21 protein-coding genes and 3 tRNA genes are annotated in these 21,081 nt (G+C 44.2%); 2 read left to right on the top strand and 22 right to left on the bottom strand.

Features of this window, described 5'->3' with window-relative positions:
• Nucleotides 1–18: 18 nt before the first annotated feature.
• The 5 genes from KXG62_RS27140 to KXG62_RS27120 all read right to left on the bottom strand — a co-directional run bounded on the left by KXG62_RS27140 (nucleotide 19) and on the right by KXG62_RS27120 (nucleotide 3,103).
• Nucleotides 19–90 (bottom strand) — tRNA-Glu (locus KXG62_RS27140).
• A 241-nt stretch (nucleotides 91–331) separates the two neighbouring features.
• Nucleotides 332–1,783 carry a SulP family inorganic anion transporter gene (locus tag KXG62_RS27135; protein WP_218095163.1) on the bottom strand — a complete coding sequence of 484 codons (1,452 nt, stop codon included), beginning with the start codon at nucleotides 1,781–1,783 and terminating at the stop codon, nucleotides 332–334.
• Between the two features lie 652 nt (nucleotides 1,784–2,435).
• Nucleotides 2,436–2,523: transfer RNA gene (locus KXG62_RS27130), tRNA-Ser, on the bottom strand.
• Nucleotides 2,524–2,532: 9 nt separating this feature from the next.
• Nucleotides 2,533–2,608: transfer RNA gene (locus KXG62_RS27125), tRNA-Asn, on the bottom strand.
• Between the two features lie 18 nt (nucleotides 2,609–2,626).
• On the bottom strand, nucleotides 2,627–3,103 hold the full coding sequence (locus tag KXG62_RS27120) for a SprT family protein (protein ID WP_218095162.1): 477 nt from the start codon (nucleotides 3,101–3,103) through the stop codon (nucleotides 2,627–2,629).
• Between the two features lie 146 nt (nucleotides 3,104–3,249).
• On the opposite strand from KXG62_RS27120, the gene KXG62_RS27115 reads away from it, so the two are divergent.
• Together KXG62_RS27115 and cmpA are read left to right on the top strand one after the other, a co-directional pair.
• Nucleotides 3,250–3,603: a hydrolase/acyltransferase gene (locus tag KXG62_RS27115; protein ID WP_218095161.1), complete on the top strand. Its 354-nt coding sequence runs from the start codon at nucleotides 3,250–3,252 to the stop codon at nucleotides 3,601–3,603.
• Nucleotides 3,604–3,749: 146 nt separating this feature from the next.
• Complete coding sequence (gene cmpA, locus KXG62_RS27110) at nucleotides 3,750–3,887, top strand: cortex morphogenetic protein CmpA (RefSeq protein ID WP_218095160.1); 138 nt, start codon at nucleotides 3,750–3,752, stop codon at nucleotides 3,885–3,887.
• Between the two features lie 100 nt (nucleotides 3,888–3,987).
• Here cmpA and KXG62_RS27105 read toward each other — a convergent pair whose 3' ends face one another.
• The 17 genes from KXG62_RS27105 to KXG62_RS27025 form a co-directional block, all read right to left on the bottom strand.
• Complete coding sequence (locus KXG62_RS27105; RefSeq protein ID WP_218095159.1) at nucleotides 3,988–6,213, bottom strand: Tex family protein; 2,226 nt, start codon at nucleotides 6,211–6,213, stop codon at nucleotides 3,988–3,990.
• Between the two features lie 188 nt (nucleotides 6,214–6,401).
• Entirely contained in the window at nucleotides 6,402–6,752 is a 351-nt protein-coding gene (locus KXG62_RS27100) for a type II toxin-antitoxin system PemK/MazF family toxin (RefSeq protein WP_014649298.1), read from the bottom strand.
• Between the two features lie 3 nt (nucleotides 6,753–6,755).
• Nucleotides 6,756–7,037 carry a CopG family ribbon-helix-helix protein gene (locus tag KXG62_RS27095; protein ID WP_218100193.1) on the bottom strand — a complete coding sequence of 94 codons (282 nt, stop codon included), beginning with the start codon at nucleotides 7,035–7,037 and terminating at the stop codon, nucleotides 6,756–6,758.
• A gap of 372 nt (nucleotides 7,038–7,409) precedes the next feature.
• Complete coding sequence (gene alr, locus KXG62_RS27090; RefSeq protein ID WP_218095157.1) at nucleotides 7,410–8,618, bottom strand: alanine racemase; 1,209 nt, start codon at nucleotides 8,616–8,618, stop codon at nucleotides 7,410–7,412.
• 445 nt (nucleotides 8,619–9,063) lie between these two features.
• A complete protein-coding gene (locus KXG62_RS27085; RefSeq protein ID WP_218095156.1) occupies nucleotides 9,064–10,413 on the bottom strand; it encodes an outer membrane lipoprotein-sorting protein in 1,350 nt (449 codons plus the stop codon).
• Between the two features lie 148 nt (nucleotides 10,414–10,561).
• A complete protein-coding gene (locus tag KXG62_RS27080) occupies nucleotides 10,562–11,968 on the bottom strand; it encodes an undecaprenyl-phosphate glucose phosphotransferase (RefSeq protein WP_218095155.1) in 1,407 nt (468 codons plus the stop codon).
• A gap of 4 nt (nucleotides 11,969–11,972) precedes the next feature.
• Nucleotides 11,973–12,839: a glycosyltransferase family 2 protein gene (locus KXG62_RS27075; RefSeq protein WP_218095154.1), complete on the bottom strand. Its 867-nt coding sequence runs from the start codon at nucleotides 12,837–12,839 to the stop codon at nucleotides 11,973–11,975.
• A 77-nt stretch (nucleotides 12,840–12,916) separates the two neighbouring features.
• Nucleotides 12,917–13,864 (bottom strand): glycosyltransferase family 2 protein, encoded by a 948-nt coding sequence (locus tag KXG62_RS27070; RefSeq protein ID WP_218095153.1) that lies wholly within the window; start codon nucleotides 13,862–13,864, stop codon nucleotides 12,917–12,919.
• Nucleotides 13,861–14,712 (bottom strand): dTDP-4-dehydrorhamnose reductase, encoded by an 852-nt coding sequence (gene rfbD / locus KXG62_RS27065; RefSeq protein WP_218095152.1) that lies wholly within the window; start codon nucleotides 14,710–14,712, stop codon nucleotides 13,861–13,863. The genes KXG62_RS27070 and rfbD overlap by 4 nt, the downstream gene beginning before the upstream one ends.
• Nucleotides 14,713–14,714: 2 nt before the next feature.
• Entirely contained in the window at nucleotides 14,715–15,731 is a 1,017-nt protein-coding gene (rfbB, locus tag KXG62_RS27060; protein WP_218095151.1) for a dTDP-glucose 4,6-dehydratase, read from the bottom strand.
• A 14-nt stretch (nucleotides 15,732–15,745) separates the two neighbouring features.
• On the bottom strand, nucleotides 15,746–16,294 hold the full coding sequence (rfbC, locus tag KXG62_RS27055; protein ID WP_218095150.1) for a dTDP-4-dehydrorhamnose 3,5-epimerase: 549 nt from the start codon (nucleotides 16,292–16,294) through the stop codon (nucleotides 15,746–15,748).
• 12 nt (nucleotides 16,295–16,306) lie between these two features.
• A complete protein-coding gene (locus KXG62_RS27050) occupies nucleotides 16,307–17,050 on the bottom strand; it encodes a sugar phosphate nucleotidyltransferase (protein ID WP_218095149.1) in 744 nt (247 codons plus the stop codon).
• 24 nt (nucleotides 17,051–17,074) lie between these two features.
• Nucleotides 17,075–17,377 (bottom strand): EamA family transporter, encoded by a 303-nt coding sequence (locus tag KXG62_RS27045; RefSeq protein WP_246627663.1) that lies wholly within the window; start codon nucleotides 17,375–17,377, stop codon nucleotides 17,075–17,077.
• A gap of 31 nt (nucleotides 17,378–17,408) precedes the next feature.
• Nucleotides 17,409–17,705 carry an EamA family transporter gene (locus KXG62_RS27040; RefSeq protein ID WP_485020610.1) on the bottom strand — a complete coding sequence of 99 codons (297 nt, stop codon included), beginning with the start codon at nucleotides 17,703–17,705 and terminating at the stop codon, nucleotides 17,409–17,411.
• A 51-nt stretch (nucleotides 17,706–17,756) separates the two neighbouring features.
• Nucleotides 17,757–18,491 (bottom strand): glycosyltransferase, encoded by a 735-nt coding sequence (locus KXG62_RS27035; protein WP_218095146.1) that lies wholly within the window; start codon nucleotides 18,489–18,491, stop codon nucleotides 17,757–17,759.
• Between the two features lie 23 nt (nucleotides 18,492–18,514).
• On the bottom strand, nucleotides 18,515–19,714 hold the full coding sequence (locus KXG62_RS27030; protein ID WP_218095145.1) for an NAD(P)-binding protein: 1,200 nt from the start codon (nucleotides 19,712–19,714) through the stop codon (nucleotides 18,515–18,517).
• 2 nt (nucleotides 19,715–19,716) lie between these two features.
• Nucleotides 19,717–21,081: hypothetical protein (locus tag KXG62_RS27025; protein WP_218095144.1), on the bottom strand; the 1,365-nt coding region annotated here is incomplete at its 5' end.

Here is a 21,081-nt window from a genome sequence, read left to right as displayed (position 1 = left end):
CTCACCCCTACTTTATTATGACCCGTAGGGGATTCGAACCCCTGTTACCTCCGTGAAAGGGAGGTGTCTTAACCCCTTGACCAACGGGCCACGCTTGTTATAAACGCCGTCTATTCGATCAGCAAGTGTTATTATATCGGAGCCGACATGTTTTGACAAGCTTTTTTCTGCTATTTTTAATAGCTGATCAGCCTCACCTTGATGGCTGCAAACCATGTGGAAGTATGTCCTCCAACGTCAGCCTGCCCTTTTGCTGACAACGCATGCATCCAGTAATGCCGTCATTAATGCAGAAGACCGCCCGCGCGAGTACGCCAGACGGTCCGTGCCATTAGTGCCCTGATGTTGCCGCGACGCCAACGCGCTCGATCAGCACCTTGCTTTCTTCGTTAAGTCCGATAATCGATACCTTCTTATGAAGCGTCTCATACTTCGAAATGACCTTCGATATGGCCGTTACGGCGGAATGATCCCACACATGCGACGAACTAAAATCGATTTCAATGCGGTCCGGGTCGTTGTTGTAATCAAACTGCTCAACAAAATGGGACATCGTGCCGAAAAACAATTGCCCTGTAATCGTATATACTTTCGTTCCGTTTTCCCTCCAATTTACCGTACTGTGTAAACGAGCGATTCTCCAGCCAAAAATAACGGCGCTTAACATAACGCCCGCTCCTACACCCAATGCCAAGTTATCGGTATAAACCACGATCGCCACCGTAATGATCATTACAATAGAATCGCTGCGCGGTATTTTCCCGAGATTCGTGAGGGATTTCCAGTCAAACGTACCCACGGAGACCATAACCATGACACCCACGAGCGCAGCCATTGGAATTTGCTGCACAACATCGCTCAACGCCATAATCAAAAACAGCAGAAATACACCAGCCACTAAGGTAGATAAGCGCCCTCTGCCGCCAGATTTCACATTAATGACCGATTGCCCGATCATCGCGCACCCGGCCATCCCGCCAAAAAAGCCGGTAACGAAGTTGGCGATGCCTTGCCCGCGAATCTCTTTATTCTTGTCGCTCTTGGTTTCCGTAAATTCATCGACGATGGTTGCCGTCAAGAGCGATTCAATAATGCCTACAAACGCAAGCCCGATGGAATAGGGCAGTACAATCATCAACGTATCCAAGGAAAATGGAGCCCCCGGCAAATGGAAGATCGGCAGTGCACTCGTTATACTCCCCATATCGCCTACCGTTTTCAAATCGAGCCCCATTAGCATCGACACGGTCGTCATCACGATAATGGCCACGAGCGCCGAAGGAACCGCTCTGGTAAAACGCGGCAATCCATAAATGATGACCAGCGTTCCCGCTAGCATCGCATACATCATCCAGCCCGCGCCCTTAAAATGTACGAGCTGCGCCATAAAAATAAGAATCGCCAGCGCGTTCACAAACCCGGTCATGACCGAATGCGGGATAAAGGTAATGAATCTGCCCAGCTTGAGCATACCCAAAATGAATTGAATGATTCCCGTCACAATTGTCGCTACAAATAAATATTCAATCCCATGTTGGGCCACCAAAGTTCCCATAAGAAGCGCCATCGCGCCCGTCGCCGCCGAGATCATCGCAGGCCGTCCGCCCGCTATCGAAATAATGACCGCGATGCAAAAAGAAGCGTACAGTCCCACCATCGGATCGACGCCCGCAATAATGGAAAAAGCGATCGCTTCCGGAATGAGCGCCAGCGCTACGGTGATCCCCGCCAACAAATCATTCTTTGGCGAAGCAAGCCACGTCGTTTTCAGTTTTTGTGCCAACCGCAAAGAAACACCCTCATTTCATATAATATTCAGTTGACTTTCCACTCTCAGAAAAGTCGGGGCCGATGTTCAACGGGTTCGATTATATCACAGTTTTCAGCGTTACAACACCCCTTGATACACGCTATAATATGTTCGTTGGGAGAGGATATCGTGGAAGAGTTGATGAAACAAATTCTTGAAAAACTCGATCGCATTGAATCAAAATTGAATCGTATCGAAGACAAACTCGATGCGGTGTGTGAGCAGCCAGCTCGCAATAGCGAATAGGAATCGTCCCTCAATGACATATCTTCTATAGTACAAGATCGTGATATGGATATTCGTTTAATTAAAAAGATCTTGTCGCATCCTTGTTGCAGCACAGATAAATGATTGGATAGACTGCACTCTCCTGGGGAGCGGTGTATTAAATTACCCGAATGATCCCATGACATCGGCTCGCCGCGACTTTAATTCTACGTATATAACAAAAACCGCCTTTCGGCGGTTTAATTATTTTACAGAAACAGCGGGATACTCGCGCTTGGCTTGCGAGACTCCGCAGCACTCACTCGCTGCTTCGACGCCCCCTCTTCTCGGGTTCGAACCCCTCTCATTCCTCCGTGTATAACAAAAAAAACCGCCTTTCGGCGGTTTCTTTGTTATACGGAGAGAGAGGGATTCGAACCCTCGCACCACTTACGCAGTCTAACCCCTTAGCAGAGGGTCCCCTTGAGCCACTTGGGTATCTCTCCAGAAAGAAATGGCTCCCCGAACAGGACTCGAACCTGTGACAACTCGATTAACAGTCGAGTGCTCTACCAACTGAGCTATCAGGGAAAGACAATTTTTAATTTATCATGAATGCTGCTTGAAGTCAAGTTGGTACAGCTTCAATTTGCCCTTGCAATGGCCGCACACATATTTCCTTGGATCGGTCTTTCGCTTGCGCATATACTCCGCGCGACAGTCCACGCATACGAGCTTGTAGCGGTACGGCTCCTTCCGCTGAAGCGACGTCGGCAGCGATTGGCAATAACGCGTCCCGCCTACTTGGGCCAGCAGCCGTTTGAAGTCTTCATCCCGGTGCTGGTAGCCCTGCTTGAGCAAGTGCAAATGATAATGGCACAGCTCGTGCTTAATGATTTTCTCCACATCGGCGGCTCCGAACTGTTCGTATTGAAGCCAGCTGATCTCGATGTCGTGCGTCCGGGTAAAGTAGCGGCCTCCTGTCGAACGAAGCCTGCGATTGAACCTTGCCCGATGCACAAAAGGACGTCCAAACGACGACAGCGATATTTGCTCCACCCACAGCTGCAGCTGCCGGTCATCCATCGGCTCTCCCACCCTTGGTTTTCTAGTCTCTCTCTCACGTTTCTCACTTGAATTGTAACCGCTGCTTAGGCTAAACTGTCAAGTAGGAATCATCCATTACGGACATTGTAAGACACTTCCCCCCGATGAGAGGAGCTTTTCCCAACATGTCTAAAAAGTATGCATTGCTTCAACAAAACGAAACGATTGAATTTGTGGAAATGCCCGCTTCCCATATGTACCAGCTGGCTGCCCTAAATCAGCGTCTGCATAAAGAAGTAAGCAAACTCACCGCAAGCGGCGTACCGGCGCTGCCGAGCTTCGTTGCGGAATTCGACAATCTCGAGATCATTCACCCGGATTACAAGCTCCACAACGGACTGGATTACATTAACCGGTTAGAGCAAACCTTCGCCTCCATTCAGGAGAAGGAATACCCGCTTGTCTCTTTGCTCACCGAAATTCGCGCGCTCCAGGCACAGCTCGAGCAATGGTACGAAGAAGAGGAAGCACTCGAGTAGTCTTCCGCGCTGCCGCCGTTCTCAACAGCCTGCCAGGAACCTTTTTTACGTGCAAACGGACCGTTGTAGGACCTGCACCGTTATGTTCTGCCGCCCATATGTTATACCAGTAGGGAAGGCAGCTAGAACGGAAGGGACTGATCGTTTTGCCACAATGGCTTTGCAACCAGTTAATGCGAGCGTTTTACAATAAAAACCGCCGGCAAATCCGGCTGCTTAACGATTGCTGGTTTTTTTACCGAACGAAACGAAGCGACAGCGAATCGTCGACATCCGAACTGTAATGTTAATAAAAACGAATAGAGCATGTGCGCGCCGCAAGAAAGCCGCCGCAACCTTCGTTGCGAGCGTTTCCTGCGCCGACGCATGCTCTATTTTTATGTGTTAGGACGGCTTTTTCATCGTTAACCCTACGCGGCCCTTCTTCAAATCGACGTTCAACACCCATACCGTCACGACATCGCCCACAGACACGACATCCATCGGATGCTTCACGTACGAATCGCTCAGTTGGGAGATATGCACCAGCCCGTCGTTTTTGATCCCGATATCGACGAACGCGCCGAAATCGATGACATTGCGAACCGTTCCCTTCAGCTCCATACCCGGCGACAAATCTTCGATTTGCAGCACGTCGGTGCGGAAGATCGGCGCCGGCACATCTTCGCGCGGGTCGCGTCCCGGCCGCTGCAGCGAGTCCAATATGTCGCGAAGCGTTGGCACGCCAACGCCCAGCTTCGGCGCAAGTTGCTCCGGCTCAAGATGCTGCAGCATTTCCTTCAGCTGCGCGCTGCCCAGTTGGGACAGCGCGAGCTTCAGCTCGCGAAACAGCTTGTCCACCACATCGTAAGACTCCGGATGAATCGGCGTATTATCCAGCGGACTGTCTCCCTCGCCGATCCGCAGAAAGCCGGCGCACTGCTCGAACGCTTTGGCCCCAAGTCGCGGCACCTTCTGCAGCTCCGCCCTACTCGCGAATTTCCCATTATCATCGCGGTACTTCACGATATTTTTAGCCAATGTGCTATTGATCCCCGAAACATAGGACAGAAGCGACGGCGAAGCGGTGTTGACGTCAACGCCGACATGGTTTACGGCCGACTCCACGACAAACTTGAGGCTTTCTTCGAGCCTTTTTTGCGTAACGTCGTGCTGGTACTGGCCTACGCCGATCGCTTTCGGCTCGATTTTGACCAGCTCGGCCAGCGGGTCTTGCAGCCTGCGCGCAATGGAGATGGCGCTGCGTTCCGCCACATCAAGCTCCGGGAACTCGGTCTGGGCCAGCTTCGATGCGGAATACACGCTCGCCCCCGCCTCGTTCACGATCAAATACTGCAGCTTGCGCGTCTTGATCTCGCCGATCAGCTCGGCAATAAACTGCTCGGTCTCGCGCGACGCCGTGCCGTTGCCAATTACGATGAGTTCGACGCTGTACTTGTCGATCAATTTTTTAATGACCGCCTTGGCTTCCGTAACCTTGTTATTCGGTGGCGTCGGGTAGGTGACGGCGATTTCCAGCATCTTGCCCGTATCGTCCACCACCGCGAGCTTACAGCCAGTCCGGTAAGCAGGATCGACGCCCAGCACCACTTTTCCTTTGACCGGGGGCTGTAGCAGCAGGTTGCGAAGATTTTCGGCGAATACCTCGATCGCCTTCTCCTCGGCCTTCTCCGTCATTTCGTTGCGAACCTCGCGCTCGATCGACGGGGCAATAAGCCGCTTGTAAGCATCCTCGATCGCAGACGTCAGCGTCTCGCGCACGACGGACGGACCTCTCAAAACCTGTTTTGCGATATAGTCATGAATCCGTTCCGGCGCAACTTCGAGATATACCTTCAGGACCTCTTCCCGCTCCCCTCGGTTGATCGCCAATATTCGATGCGGGGGCAGCTTACGCACCGGCTCCTGGTACGCATAATACATTTCGTAAACGGACTCCTGGTCCGCATGCTTGGCTTCCGTGCGAAGGATGCCCTGTTCGTATGTATGGCGCCGTACCCAGGCTCTCACCTTGGCGTCGTCGGCGATCTGCTCCGCGATGATGTCCATCGCGCCGTGCACCGCTTCCTCGGCGGAGCCAACGCCTTTATCCGCGCTCACGTATTTACCGGCCTCGGCCATCACATCGCCTTGCTTCGGCTGCGCGAGGATCCATGCTGCCAGCGGCTCCAGCCCTTTTTCCTTGGCCACACTGGCCCGCGTTTTCCGTTTTTGCCGGTACGGCCGGTACAAGTCCTCGACTTCCTGCAGCTTTACAGCGCTTTCGATCGCAGCATGAAGCTCGCTCGTCAGCTTGCCCTGCTCATCGATCAGCCGGATGACCTCCAGCTTGCGGTCCTCCAGGTTTTTCAGATACGAATGCCGCTCTTCAATATCGCGAAGCTGGTTTTCGTCGAGTTCGCCGGTCATTTCTTTCCGGTACCTGGCGATGAACGGAATCGTGTTTCCCTCATCCAACAACCCGATCGTCGTCTTCACGCGCCCTACCGGCAGCTGCAGCTCCGACGCGATCTGTTTAAGAATACGTTCGCGAATCACGGCTTTCATCTCATCCGTCAATTCCACATGCGCTCTGACTTCGTCCGCTTGTCCCACTTGTTCCTTGGCCATCCGCTGCCCCTCCTACATTGCAACTGCTACATCGAATTCACTGATGTCTGTTGTCAATCACATTGCAACTGTTACATCGAGTTATGGATGTCAGTTGTCAATTTACATTGCAACTGCAACATCGTCCTGCCGATACTTGACGTCAAATAAAAAACGAGGGTCTCGACCACCCCCGCCTCGAAGATTCATTAGAATTCGATCAGTCCAACGCTAATCTGCAAAGCATCATCGACCTTCCGCATGGTCTCTTCGTCCAAATGCGTAATTTTATCGGTGAGACGCTGCTTGTCAATCGTCCGAATCTGCTCCAATAAAATGACCGAATCCCTGTCAAAACCGTGCGCTTCCGCGTCAATCTCCACATGCGTTGGCAGCTTGGCTTTTTGAATCTGCGCCGTAATCGCCGCCACGATGACCGTAGGACTGAAGCGATTGCCAATATCATTCTGAATGATCAGAACCGGACGAATACCGCCCTGCTCCGAACCGACAACTGGTGACAGATCCGCGAAAAAAACATCGCCACGTTTGACAATCAATCGTCACACCCCGCTCACTAGACGGTCTAGCGTATGGTCCGCATCTTCCTCCGCCTGAAATGCCTCCGAGGCCATGTGTAGGTTGATCTTCGCCATTTCCATGTACCCGCGCTGCATCGATTCGCGCAAATGACGCTTTTTCCGTTCCAACAGATAAAGCTTCATGGCTTGGCGAATGAATTCGCTCCGATTGGAATTTTCCTTTTCAACCAGATGGTCCACTTCCTGCAGCAAATAATCCGGCAAACTGATCATGATACGCTTCGTGTTATGCGCATTGGACACCTGAACATGCACCCCCAAAACAATACAAAAACCTGTTACCACCAGTATGGCAATCTTCCAGTAAAAATATACAAAGTGAGTATATGCACGAAGTATAGCAAGTATGTTATACCGTGCGCTGTATTCGCAAAAGTATGATATATACATATTCGCGGTAAAACAAGAAAATCCTCTCATGGGCAAAAAAAAGTTCGGTGGCAATTGTACCCATACGGCTTGTTATACCGGGATTAAGCATACGTCACACCCAACTTTCGAACGGATGACGCCTTAACGTGCGCCCCGCATAAGGCCTATCGTCAGCGACTATTCGCAGCATATTTTCCGTGTGCCACTGACTCACTGTACCTTACCTCAACGGCAGGTTACCATTCAATCGCGCGGCGCTCCCGGCTGCTCCCACTCGTGATGAAGCAGCGGATTGACGGTCAGACATACGCGTCCATCCTTGATGTAGACTCGCGGTACCCTGTGGGAAATCATGCAGGTTATTTCGTAATTGATCGTTCCTAGCCATGCCGCATGATCCTCCGCCGTAATGCACTCGTTCCCTTGGCTGCCGAGAATGACAACTTGTTCCCCTATACTTATATCGGCCAGTCCGGTCACATTCAACATACATTGATCCATGCAAATTCTTCCTACTACCGGCACGCGCCTTCCTCCAACCAGCACTTCCGCTTTGCCCGTGAGCATACGCGAGAACCCGTCCGCATACCCGATCGGCAGCGTCGCAATCGTCTCTTCCGCAGCCGGCCGGTAGATCGCCCCATAACTGACGCCTGCACCGGCAGGAACCTGTTTGACCATCACGACGCTGGACTTGATGCTAAGCACCGGCAGAAGCTCGATACGGGCTTTATTCACCTCTTCGGACGGGTACATCCCATACATGCTGATCCCGATCCGAACCATATTGAAGGTCCAATCGGGCAGATCGATGGCCGCAGCGCTGTTCCCAGCATGAACATAAGGGAACTCCACGCCCTCCCGCCGAAAATGCTCCACCACTTGCGCAAACTTGTTGTACTGCTCGTACGTATAGCTTTTGTCCGCTTCGTCGGCACAAGCATAATGCGTGAACAAGCCCTCTACGCAAAGCCCAGGAAGCTGCCTAGCCCGCTCGATCAATGCGATAGCCTCTCCCACATCTGTGAGCCCGATTCGATGCATCCCGGAATCGATCTTAATATGAACCTTTAACGGACGCTCGTCGTGCTTAGCTCGCCCGATCCTCTGCCATGCATCCAGCAGCTCATGCGTATATACGTTCAGCGTAATATCGTGCGTCCAGGCCGTCTCCAGCCCTTCCGGCGGGGTGTACCCCAGCACGAGAATCGGCGCCTGTATGCCCGCTCTGCGAAGCTCCAGTCCTTCATCCAAAAATGCCACAGCAATATACTCAACGCCGCAGCGAAGCGCCTCCCGGCTAACCTCCACAGCGCCGTGTCCGTAAGCATCCGCCTTGACCACAGCCATCAATTTCACATGCTCGGGCAGAACCGTCCGGAATTGCTGCAAATTATGCTGCAGTGCATCCAGAGAGATCTCCACTCGAGTGGGCCGGTAAAACGAGTCCATACCCTCTCACCTTCTTCAATTCTCATTGCGCACGACCGTCTCATGGAACGCGCTTCATGAGTGGCTTCAATCCATCAAATGGGCGCTCCCGGCGTGCAATATCCCCATGTTAATGCGTTCCACCGCCGACTGTCAACGAATAAAACAGTAACAAATGCGTTCGTCAGTATTTACCAACCGCCTTACTAACAGCCGTTGGAAGGTCGTTCCACCCGTGTTCGGAACCCCAGATGACCGATAATGCTCATATCATTCCAGAAACGCATGGCTGCTTAGAGATGGGTAATCCCTATATAACTCAAGAGTTGCAGAACTCAAGCAATGGTAGACATTTTTAATAAAGCGGATTGAATGCCGCCTACAAGCTTTCTTCCCAATTATGCCAAAAAACTCCGCTCTCCGATTGTAATTCCATCGAAGGGCGAAGCTTTCCAGCTACACCTGCTTATTTACCCATTTCGCCTTGCACCGCTTGCGCGACCTTGATCATTTCCTCCGGAGGCAGGTCGCCCGTCGACAAACGGAACTCCACCCCATCATACGTCCAAGTCAACGTTTTCTTGGCATCGCCCGTCACCACGCCCAGCGTGAAGCCGAGATCCATAATATCGCCCGGCAACAGCGATACCGTCTGCGCTTGCGGACGCGACTCCGTCAACGTATAGCTGTATTTTCCGGAGTAACGCAGCATAACCCCTTTATCCTCGCCCAGCTTGATTTCGGTCACATCCTGCTTCTTCACGCCAGTAGGCATATACCTCGGCTCGATAATGCCGAACGATTGCTGCTTCTGCGCGTCAGTTCCCGCCCCGGCCGTTGTGCCCTTATTCGTGCCTGGAGCCGCGGCAGAACCGTTGGCAGCGCTTGTATTGCCGCTGGTCGCTCCATTCGTGCTGCCGCCATTCGCCGCTGCCCCATTGCTGCTGGAAGCCGCACCGTTCGATCCGGAGCCGGTGTTTGCAGTAGACTTGTTATCGGTTGACGCGGCTGCGCCGTTATTTTTGTCTGCTCCATTGCCCGCGGCGGCTTCTTTGCCCGTTCCCGCGCTTGCAGCGGCACCTTTGGTGCTCTCGTTGCTATGCGTCGTGTCGTGCGTACCTGCCGCCGAAGCTGCACCGCTGCCCTGCGCCATTGTCGGCAGCGACTTGAGGTTCCAGCTTGTCATGTTACGCTGCATGTCAAAATAATCCTTGTCAAACTTCGTGCCAAATTCAAACTTGTCGAAGTTCACGACCATCATCACGTTGGCATTTTGGTCGGACACTTCCACATGCTGCGGCGCCAAGTTTTTCTTATCGAGCCATACTTTCTGGCGCGCCAGAGAGCCGTTCTGGTAGTTGGCCACGACATCGAAAATATACGCTTTCTCATCGGATACGAACTGCCGCTCGTTATCCATAATGATGCTTTGCGCCAGCGACTGGTACAAGTACGCCTGCCCTTGGTTCTCCGGCCAATCGCTCTGGAACCGGAAGCTCTTGTTCAAATGCGGCGTCAACACGAACACGCCGTCGTCATTGCGAAGCACAATTTGCGTAATATCCTTCTTGGCGTTCGTCAGCGAAATCCGGTAATACGACGGTGCCTGGAAGCAGACCTCCACCGCGTATTCCTGCGGTTCTTGTCCCGTCTTGAGCGTCATCTGGCCGATTCCATGGTAGCTGCTCAGCTTACTCATCGTCCCATCCAGTTCCTTCACAACCGAGCCGGCGTCTTTCCTTGAGAGGCCGCACCCGCTCACCACCACACTTAAACAAACCATCACTAGGGCCACTACCCACGTGAACCGCCGCATAACTCCATCCCCTCCACCACATGATCATGCTAACTGATAACATGTCTATGTGGGGACTTGGACAATTATGCAGACAAGGTTGGGGGAGGAAATAAAAACTCCTATAACGGGGAGGTTATAGGAGTTTGATATATATTAGGTTACGATATCAGTAGGCGTTTTTGTTTACGAAACCGTTAATGATTGTTCGCCAAATGATCTTAATGTCGAACAAGAAGCTCCAATTTTCTATATAAAAGATGTCGTGCTTGATTCGATCTTCTATCGAAGTATCACCACGTAATCCACTCGCCTGCGCCCACCCGGTAATCCCCGGACGTATATGATGTTTAACCATGTATTTTGGTATTTCTTCCTTGAATTGTTCTACGAAGTACGGGCGTTCAGGTCTTGGCCCCACAACACTCATGTGTCCAAATAAAACGTTAAAGAATTGTGGCAGTTCATCTAAACTCGTCTTTCGAAGGAAAGATCCGAACTTTGTTTTTCTTGGGTCATCTGCCGTAGTCCATTGTTTATCAGATGAATTTTCTGCTTGTACCCGCATTGACCGAAATTTGTACATCATGAACGTTCTACGATTTAGGCCCACCCGTTCTTGTTTAAAGATGATCTGGCCTGGCGATGTTAGTTTAACTCCAATTGCAATTAGTATCAGCAACGGTGAGGTTATAAATATTGCAGCTAGAGAAAAAATAATATCAAAAGCCCTTTTCAAGAAACGGTTGCGAAATTCATCTAATGGAATGTCTCGAACATTTATTAATGGGATACCTGCAAAATTATCAAAATAAGGACGAGACGGTAAAAAATCGAAATAGTCAGGAATTATTAATGTCTTAACGCCAGCTTTTTCACAAATACCAATGATTCTTCCATATTTACGGTGCGCATTCAATGGCAACGCAATGATTACTTCATCAATCAATAATTTTTGAAGAATATCCTCGAGTTCATCTACCTTACCTAAGATCGGCTTAAAGGTATCAAAGCCAGATTCATGTTTTACAAGAAAATCATCTAAAAATCCTACAACCTCATACCCTAGATCAGGATGCTGTATTAAATTTGAATAAAAATGTTTCCCTACGGAACCGGCACCCAATATTAACACAAATTGCTTATTGTAGCCCTTTTCCCTCAATTTTTTTAAAGTTGTCTTCATCATGTATCGGTAAAAGCTTATGACTAGCATATTATTTACCAGGAAAAGTAACAAATAAGAACGTGAAATATCAAGTTCCTTGAAAATAAACAAAAAACTTAAAAGTATCAGTAAACTAATGGTGTATACTTGAATAATGGTGAATAATTCGTATGAAAATCCTTTTTTTCGCTTTGGCGTATAAAAATTGACAAAATAACTTAATAATATTGCAATTCCGCCGTATACTACACTCCATAGAGCATAATTTTCAATCGGCAGAGGGTTTTCGTAAGGAATCAATCCACTTTTAAATTTCAACCACCATGAAAATAAGAACACCAATTGGATAAAAACAAAATCCGTTAACGCATATAACTGAGATAAAAAGCTCTGACTTTGCCTAACCACGTTCTCACCTCACGGATCCAAACCTGTTTAATAAGAGTGCCATCAATAATTTCGCGGAAATGCCAGCATACACTAAGCCATTGATCAAAAATGAGTACTTTTTACGAAAATGCTTCTTGTGAAATAAAAACATCGCACGGTGAAATTCATATATAATCTTCAAAGGCTTACGCCGGCTGCTTGCGCCTTTATAATGGACGATATGAGTATAAGGATAATAATATATCCCCCACCTGGCTTGTTTGATTCTATAGCACCAATCAATATCCTCGCCATACATAAAAAACTCCTCATCCAGCAACCCAACCTGTTCAATTACCTTACGTCTTACCATCATAAAGGCGCCTACCAGGCAGTCAACCGGATAATCCTTATCAGGATCTAAATGGCTTAACTGGTACTGATTAAACCGGGAAATCGACGGGAAGAGCTTTGAAATGCCAAAGGCGTAATAAAACGAAGCTGACGGTGTTGGGAAGCCACGACGGCAAGCTCTATCGAGAGAGCCGTCAGGCAATATGATCTTGCAGCCTGCTGCGCCTACCGAAAGGTTATGATCCATAAATCTGATCATCGTTTCCAAAGTATATCGTTGGACAATAGTGTCAGAATTTAATAGCAGAATATATCTGCCTTGTGCCATACAAATTCCCTGATTGTTTGCTTTTGAATATCCTAAATTAACATGATTACAAATCAGTTTAATATCAGGATATTGATTCAGTATTGCATCTACCGAGGAATCGGTAGAGTGATTATCTACAAGCACCACTTCATATTTAAAACATGTTTCTGAATCGAAGATGGATTCCAAACAATTCAGCGTCAATTCACGTGTATTATAATTTACTACGATAATACTTAAGTCCATAACGTTCTCCAAATGTGAAGACATATAGATACATTATATCATGAAAAACATTTCGAATATATGACAGATCTTGAACGCTATTCAAAAAATTTGTAAACCTCGCGAAAGCTGATCCTACGTTTTCCTTGGATCTCCCTTCTTTTTCTAAGTAAAGATCCGAATTTGAGCAAAAAATCCCACCAAGCACCTAAAACTTTAGGTTCTTTTATTAGAAAGTAAATAAACCCGGGAATCTCATAAGCTACAATCGGCAACAGATGCCGTAAAAGATATATCCAATGATCATTCTTTATGATCATTTTGTAACGGTTAATATACGAGAATCTTCGGATGCGAATTGGCATTTGTCTCCTCGCCCCTTTTTTCCACCCTCGATCATGATAAGCTAGAGCTTGTGGACAATAAAAAGCTTTCCAGCCGAAAAGGTAGCTTCTCCATGCAACGTCTACGTCCTCTTTATATGCAAAAAAGTCCTCATCAAAAAAACAACCCTCTATACTTACATCTTGAACCATCTTCTTTTTATATAGAGCGGCTGCACCGGATACGCCGATTACATATCCTTTATTCTCACATAGATCCGCTGTTTGCCCCGCTCCCCGATCAAAGGCACGTCTTGACTTAGTAAAGCTTAAACCGGTACTATCTATTATATCGGGAGACTGCTTAAAAACCAGTTTTCCTGTTGCACATCCGAGCCCCGAATCTGCTTCCATCGTTTGAACCAGATGATAAACATAATCCGGATGCAATATTACATCCGGATTAAGCACTAAATAGTAGTCACTTTCAGCCATATGAATCGCTTGATTATGCCCTGCTGCAAAGCCTACATTGTCTTGGTTGTATATGGTCGTAACAACTTCCCTGTATTCTTGCAGTTTTTGCCGAGTCTGATCGCGAGAGCCGTTATCAACCACAATAATGCGATCAATAGGATAAGACTGCTTCATAACGGACTCTATACAGTCAACAATAAAAGCATCGCTATTATAGGTCACAATATGAACACTGACTTTTTTCATAGCTCGATTCTTCCTAGCTTATCTAAGAAATCACGAAGCGCTTCTCTCCATGGACGTAAATCTTCAAAGCCATTCGTCCGAATTGACATATGGTCCATCACTGAAAAATTGGGACGCGGCGCTGGTCTTGGAAATTCTTCCGTAGTACAAGGGTCAACAGCAATTTGCAAATCACTCTCTTCAAATATCGCTTTTGCAAAATCGAACCATGAACACTTACCCGAATTGGATGCGTGATAGATACCATATTTTTCTGTGGCTACAAGCCGTAACAAGAATGCCGCCAAGTCCTCCGTAAACGTAGGAGAACCTATTTGATCATTAACAACTTTCAGATGATCCCTATCTTTAGCCAACTTAAGCATGGTTTTCACAAAGTTATTCCCGTGAAGACCATATACCCACGACGTGCGTACGATAAAATATCGCGATGCTAAGGACTGAACTAATATTTCCCCAGCTCGTTTAGACTTTCCATAAACACCTGTCGGATTCGTATTATCATATTCCTTATACGGTTGAGAAGCTTGGCCATCAAAAACGTAATCGGTGCTAATATAGCAAAGTTTACTCCCCTGTTGTTCAGCTGCAACTGCAAGATTGCGCGTCCCATAGGCATTAACGAGATAGACTTGGTCCTCATCGCTCTCAGCTTGATCCACTGCAGTATAAGCTGCACAATGGATAATGGCGTCTGGTTGGTAATTATTAATTTGCTGTTTACATTGATTTATATCGGTAATATCCAATTCATTTCTTCCCACACCTATAACTTCATGATAATCCCGAAATAAGGATACGACATTCTGTCCCAGTTGACCATTCGCGCCAGTTACTAAAATCCTCATCTTTATACACCCAGGCGAGAAGCATACTGTTTCGTATAGTACTCTTGGTAAGCACCGGATTGAATTCTTTCCCACCATTCTTTATTTTCCAAATACCATAGAATCGTTGCCTTTATTCCCGATTCAAAATTATACTTTGGACTCCAACCGAGCTCTTGAGTAATTTTGGTGGCATCTATACCATAACGACGATCATGTCCTAGACGGTCTTCAACATAAGTAATGAGAGATTCGGGTTTGTCCAAAGCTTCCAAAATCGTTTTTACAATATGGATATTAGTTCTTTCATTATTTCCACCGACATTATATACCTCACCACTAATACCTTTATGCATGACCAAATCAATGGCACTACAATGGTCTTCGACATAAAGCCAATCTCGAATATTTAAGCCGTCTCCATAAACCGGTAATTGCTTATTATTAAGAGCATTGGAAATCATTAATGGAATCAACTTCTCCGGGAATTGATAAGGTCCGTAATTATTCGAGCAACGTGTGATATTAACGTTCATTCCAAATGTTTCATGATATGCTCTAACAATAAGGTCCCCCCCAGCTTTACTCGCGGAGTATGGGCTATTAGGAGATAAAGGCGTCATTTCTGTAAACAATCCTGTCTCTCCTAAGGAACCGTATACTTCGTCCGTTGAAACCTGAACAAACTTGGTTACACCATATTTCTTCGCAGCATCAAGTAGCACTTGCGTTCCCATCACGTTCGTTTTAATAAAAATTTGCGGGTCCAGGATGCTTCGGTCTACATGTGATTCAGCCGCGAAATTAACAACAATGTCTACCCCTTTTTCGAATAACTGATCAATTACCCTAGCATCAGCGATGTCACCTTTGACAAACGTATAATTCGGAAAATTTTGAATGGAATTCAGGTTCTCTAAATTCCCAGCATATGTTAGTTCATCCAAATTAATAATTTGATAATCAGGATATTTATTGAGCATATAAATAACAAAATTACTACCTATAAAACCAGCACCGCCGGTTACGAGTACTTTCATTTGATGAGCCTCCGTTATTCGAAATTATTCTCGGCATCCTTTAAAACCGGATGTTTCCCATCCTTTTCAGACAAAATCGGATTAGCTGTAGGCCAATCAATACCCAGTGCTGGATCATTCCAAGCAATTCCACGATCACATTCAGGTGCATAAAACTCGTCAACTTTGTATAATACTTCAGTATTAGGAACCAATGTACAAAATCCATGAGCAAAGCCTTTAGGTACTAAAAGTTGTCTTTTGTTAGCTGCGCTTAATATGACGCCAACCCATTGTCCAAACGTTGAAGAGTTTTTTCGAATATCTACCGCCACATCATAGACAGCCCCTGATGCCACGCGAACTAATTTCGTTTGTGCTTTCGGATTTAATTGATAATGAAGTCCTCTTAATACTCCAGGTTCAACCGACAAGGAGTGGTTGTCCTGGGTAAACGAGCAATCAATTCCAGCCTCTTTAAAAATTTTGCTGCTATAGGTTTCCATAAAAAACCCTCGGTTATCACCGAAAACAGCAGGTTCGACAATAACTAAACCTTCTAGCTTGGTCTTTATGATATTCAAATGGCTCACCCCTTACAGTTTAAGTTTGCCAAACTCTTCGCCGAACTGAAGATCTTTTGCAAGTTCGTTTGCTTTTGCAAGCGATGCATGTGTTCCTGCATCCGTCCACCAACCCTGCAATATATCATAAGTAAGTTGACCACGTTCGATATAGGCGTTATTCACATCCGTAATTTCCAATTCCCCTCGTCCTGAAGGCTTTAATGTTTTAATAATTTCAAAAACTGAACTGTCAAACATATAAATCCCAGTCACAGCGTAGCTACTTTTGGGATATTGCGGTTTTTCTTCGATTGAGACAATCTTATCGCCTTGAAGTTCGGGAACACCATACCTTTTAGGATCATGAACTTCTTGTATAAGAATTTTAGCGCCCACATGTTGCTTTTTAAAGTTCTGTGCATAGGGTGTAATACTACCTGAGAAGACATTATCCCCGAGAATTACAATCATTTGATCATCCCCAACAAAGTGCTCTGCTAAATCCAGAGCCTGGGCAATTCCCCCTGCTTCATCTTGAACTTTATAAGTAAATGTCACTCCCATTTCTCGTCCACTACCAAGAAGGTTAACAACATCACCCATATGATCTTTACCAGTAACTATAAGAATATCCTGAATATCGGCTTCTTTCAACTTGGCTACCGCATGGAAAATCATTGGGTATTTACCGACAGGCAGAAGATGTTTATTTGTAACCTTTGTCAACGGATATAATCTAGAACCTGTACCACCCGCAAGAATTATACCTTTCATTCTTACCATACCTCCAAGAATAGTTTATAAAGTTGAAACCCCTATACAAACGCATCCACTGAAAATTAATAACACACCTATAACCTTACCTACTGTAATTTTTTCATTAAGAAAAACTGACGAAATTAAGAGAGACCATACATAAGTAATAGAAGTTATCGGAAGTACCACTGTATAAGGAAACATTTTTAACGCAAATATATTTAAGAGTGCACTTAAAAAATACAAGATAGCTCCAATATAGATGAATTTCGACTTGATTAATCCAATTATTCCGTCAGAAGTTAATGTCGCTTTTTTTACAAAGTATCCTCCGAAGGCACCCATAATAGTAAAAATAATAAATATCCAGAAAAAATTAATCATCGCTTCCCCCAATGAAGCCAACGCCAAAAAGAACTAGCATTACACCGGCACATTTCAATATAGACAATTCTTCGTTTAAAAAAATTGAACCATAGATAATCGCAAAAACATAACTGGTACTTATCATTGGATGCAATACGGAAAATTTGCCAAACTTAAATGCAACAATCATTAACATTGCACCTAGCCCATAAAATACAAATCCTAAAAATATTAATATTCCCAATTGACCCATTGAATACTTCCAAAAAAGTTGTCCTAGGGATACTAATAGGGACGATACAATCATTAAGAATATGCCTAATTTATTTTTTTTATAAGATTCTATAATCTTTTGCATTTATGCACCAAACTTTTTCGATAAAGGAGGATCTGAAACAACTTTCTCGTCATTCCGGATAAATGTTTCATAGTACATATATTTTAAGAGTTTCATTCCTGTTGGGATTGCTTTAAAATGTGTTTCGCCAGCAATTCTTGGCATTTCTACTGTTGGGAATTCTACCATGCGAAGGTTCTTTTTATATGAACGAACAACCATCTCAATATCTATTGATAATCCGTAATCTAATGGATCTATCTTTTTAAAGGCATCTATTGTAGCACCTCTAAAACCATGTAAGACATCCCAAATCATTTTCCCCTTTCTTCTAAAAAACACAAAGGCTGTAAGTGCTAAACATTTCACAAACCATTTACGTGGCTTTAAAAATTTGGAATCCTCTTCGTTCACTGCACCTTTAATCATTCTACTTCCTACTACTACATCGTATCCATTTTCAAAATACTCTCTAAATTTTAGAGTATCTGTTACTGGTATCGTTCCCTTAGGATGAAAAAAAACAATTGCATCAGAACTACACTTTTCTATAGCATGAACGCAGGCAGCATTTAATCCTCTTTTTGGTTGTTTAAACACGGGAATATTTTGCTGCATTAAATATTCCACTGTCCCATCATTACTTCCACCATCAATGGCATAAATCTCATCGAAGTTAGCTCTATCAATTAATGGTACATCATGTTTACAACCTTCTATTTCATTAAACGTAAGTAAGCAAAGAGCTATTTTCATTTTTTCCACCCATCTTGGACAATTTATAAATATATTTTATCAGCTAGCTGGATACCTTTTTCTACAGCTACATCAGAATTCATGTGTTCCCACTCACCCCAACGTCCTAATCCTACAACATTTTTTGACTTTGACCATTCTAAAATTTTACTTATCGATTCCGGTTTCGCAATGGTATTTAAAGGGTAAGCATATTTATTTGTGTACTTCCATTTGAGATCCAGGAGAACCGATCTTTTCGAATTTGTTTCTGTCCAATACCCTCTTGAATTACTGCAAAAATTATGTCTATATAAAATTCTATGGTGGGAAATTCTTTCATCAGGAATATATGTCCAATGTGCATTTGTTTGTTCGTTTTCATCATAGTAAGTCACATCGATTGAACTATATTCAAGATCATTTATCAATTTAATAACTTGGTCTGGCATTCCTATTCTCGTTTTGAATTCAGTCCATGGAATTGTATTAATAATTATTTCACCCTTGAAGGAATCGTTCACAATAAGTTCGTCAAAATCAATTTTATTTATAGTCGTATTAGTAATGATCCGATTGTCAAGATTTTCAGACATTCTTCGCCAAACTTCTCCATAACCGTATTTTTTTGGATAAAGAAATTGAGCGTGCGCCGGTATTGTTCCACATTGTTTTTTATTAAGACAACTAGATAAAGTTTCTTTGAAACTGACATTTGGAAGCTTATACAACCAATATGTTCCTAATCTATCAAGATCAATAGATTGAACCTTATTATTGTATGGAATCATATAATCTTCAGCAATCTTATCGCCGAGCTTCCAATAAATCCATTCTTTAAATTTTTCAGGCATTGGCAATCCTAAATTACAACCTGCTCTTGCTATAGAGTATAAGTACTCTTCTTGTTCCTCTATTGGTAATTGCCAAATACTTGACTCGAACGGATAATCTATTTCATTATTCTTTACCTTAATAGTTGAAATCCTATCAAAAAGATTCCATTCTTCTTCAGGCATAAATTTAAACAATAAACGTAAAACTTCTTTTTTCCTAATATCTAAAAAATGTCCGCCACCAATATCAAGTGGACTTCCATCAATTTCAATACTTCGACAAAGACCTCCTCCTTCTTTTTCTTTTTCTAATAGCAAGAAAGAATCTTCACCATGTTCTAAAAGTCTATGTGCAAAACTAAGTGCTGAGGGGCCAGCTCCCAATATTAAATATTTAACTTTTTTCATTATTAGTCACCTTTTTTTATTGTTAATTTTTCAATTTTTATATTTTGATTAGAGATTATATTAATCGTCTGAATTTGCTTTTCCATCCACTCCCACTGGGAACTAATCCTAACAATATAATCTTGATAGTTGGATGACGCCTGTACATCAAAGGATATTTCCGAACCTTCTCCATATATAATTTTGACCTGCGCATCTTTTGAAGATTGGAGTCTTAGATACAAATAATTCCCTGTTTCTTTATCATCAATAGGTGTAATTGCTAAACTTAAAACTTGATTTGGAGTCAATTCTTGTTGGTCAATTAACAGCCTAAATAAATCTTTGGACTTAAGAGCAGCTTGATTATCATCATAATTAGCCCAAATAAACGGTAGTTTTTTCAAATCGAACTGTTGAGAGACACTTTTAATCGGGATAACCGAGTTATTCTTAGCTACCAAGGAGATGTCGTTAATTTCTATTTTGCTACCATCGGGTGGATCAATCCGAATATTTGATATTTTATGGCCTTCTAATTTCGGTAATGGTATATAAAGATCATTTAAATTTGTGGATTTAATAATTGGAACATATATACTATCTTCCTCATTAAATTGCTTGTCGTCAATAGAAAAGAAAACCTGAACATTCCCACTAATGTTACTGTTGTATTTCAATTTTAAAAAATAATTTCGACCTTCATTAATGATTATATCATCAAGATTTAAAAAGCTAGAAATATGAGGGTCCTTACCATTAGTCGTCAAAATTAAAGCTTGGTCATTATTTGTGAATGTTAAGTTATTTGTTACGAATTGATTATTGTTTTTATATTGAATTTTTTTTTGATTTTCCTTTTCGTTATCTAACATAAAACGATATTGAGAATCATTCGATATCCAAATTTGATAGTTGTTAATATTCCCAAATGGCCTGTAATTTTTATAGATAAACTCTGCAATTCTATAACTTCTTATTTCGTTAGGCACATCATCAAGATAGTCCCAAGAGTTTCCTTGCTTAAAGACAACTAAAGGAATTTCGCCTTTTTCATACATACGATTCAAATTATAGACTTCGAACTTTTGAATTGGTTCGGAAGCATTATAAACTGTTGGTATAAGATATGTTGGAAACTTTTTATTAGCACTAACATATAAGAAAGGCGAATTGGTAAAATCAAGGAAAGTTTGATTTTCGTCAAGATTCTTATCTAAAAAATCTGAAATATCTTTAAACTGACTTTCATTATAAATAATTCTTTTTTCTTTAGGAACATAATTATGAATATTATAAAATTTACCTTGTTTTATTTGCGCAATACTTTTATTTTCAGTTGTAGCAAAATCATGATCTAAATAAACACCAGGTGTAAAATATAACAG

The sequence above is a fragment of the Paenibacillus solanacearum genome (genome assembly GCF_910593845.1).
Classification (GTDB): domain Bacteria; phylum Bacillota; class Bacilli; order Paenibacillales; family NBRC-103111; genus Paenibacillus_G; species Paenibacillus_G solanacearum.
Note: the sequence above shows the minus strand (reverse complement) of the source record. Positions and strands in the feature narration are given on the sequence as shown.

What these genes read in the sequence shown, in the direction of transcription:
- KXG62_RS27075 (WP_218095154.1), bottom strand. Translation starts at nt 12,839, where the DNA reads ATGGACTTAAGTATTATCGTAGTAAATTATAATACACGTGAATTGACG.
- KXG62_RS27115 (WP_218095161.1), top strand. Translation starts at nt 3,250, where the DNA reads ATGTCTAAAAAGTATGCATTGCTTCAACAAAACGAAACGATTGAATTT.
- KXG62_RS27105 (WP_218095159.1), bottom strand. Translation starts at nt 6,213, where the DNA reads ATGGCCAAGGAACAAGTGGGACAAGCGGACGAAGTCAGAGCGCATGTG.
- KXG62_RS27050 (WP_218095149.1), bottom strand. Translation starts at nt 17,050, where the DNA reads ATGAAAGGTATAATTCTTGCGGGTGGTACAGGTTCTAGATTATATCCG.
- KXG62_RS27045 (WP_246627663.1), bottom strand. Translation starts at nt 17,377, where the DNA reads ATGGGTGCCTTCGGAGGATACTTTGTAAAAAAAGCGACATTAACTTCT.
- KXG62_RS27030 (WP_218095145.1), bottom strand. Translation starts at nt 19,714, where the DNA reads ATGAAAAAAGTTAAATATTTAATATTGGGAGCTGGCCCCTCAGCACTT.
- rfbB (WP_218095151.1), bottom strand. Translation starts at nt 15,731, where the DNA reads ATGAAAGTACTCGTAACCGGCGGTGCTGGTTTTATAGGTAGTAATTTT.
- KXG62_RS27070 (WP_218095153.1), bottom strand. Translation starts at nt 13,864, where the DNA reads ATGAAAAAAGTCAGTGTTCATATTGTGACCTATAATAGCGATGCTTTT.
- KXG62_RS27035 (WP_218095146.1), bottom strand. Translation starts at nt 18,491, where the DNA reads ATGAAAATAGCTCTTTGCTTACTTACGTTTAATGAAATAGAAGGTTGT.
- KXG62_RS27085 (WP_218095156.1), bottom strand. Translation starts at nt 10,413, where the DNA reads ATGCGGCGGTTCACGTGGGTAGTGGCCCTAGTGATGGTTTGTTTAAGT.
- rfbD (WP_218095152.1), bottom strand. Translation starts at nt 14,712, where the DNA reads ATGAGGATTTTAGTAACTGGCGCGAATGGTCAACTGGGACAGAATGTC.
- KXG62_RS27040 (WP_485020610.1), bottom strand. Translation starts at nt 17,705, where the DNA reads ATGATTGTATCGTCCCTATTAGTATCCCTAGGACAACTTTTTTGGAAG.
- KXG62_RS27120 (WP_218095162.1), bottom strand. Translation starts at nt 3,103, where the DNA reads ATGGATGACCGGCAGCTGCAGCTGTGGGTGGAGCAAATATCGCTGTCG.
- alr (WP_218095157.1), bottom strand. Translation starts at nt 8,618, where the DNA reads ATGGACTCGTTTTACCGGCCCACTCGAGTGGAGATCTCTCTGGATGCA.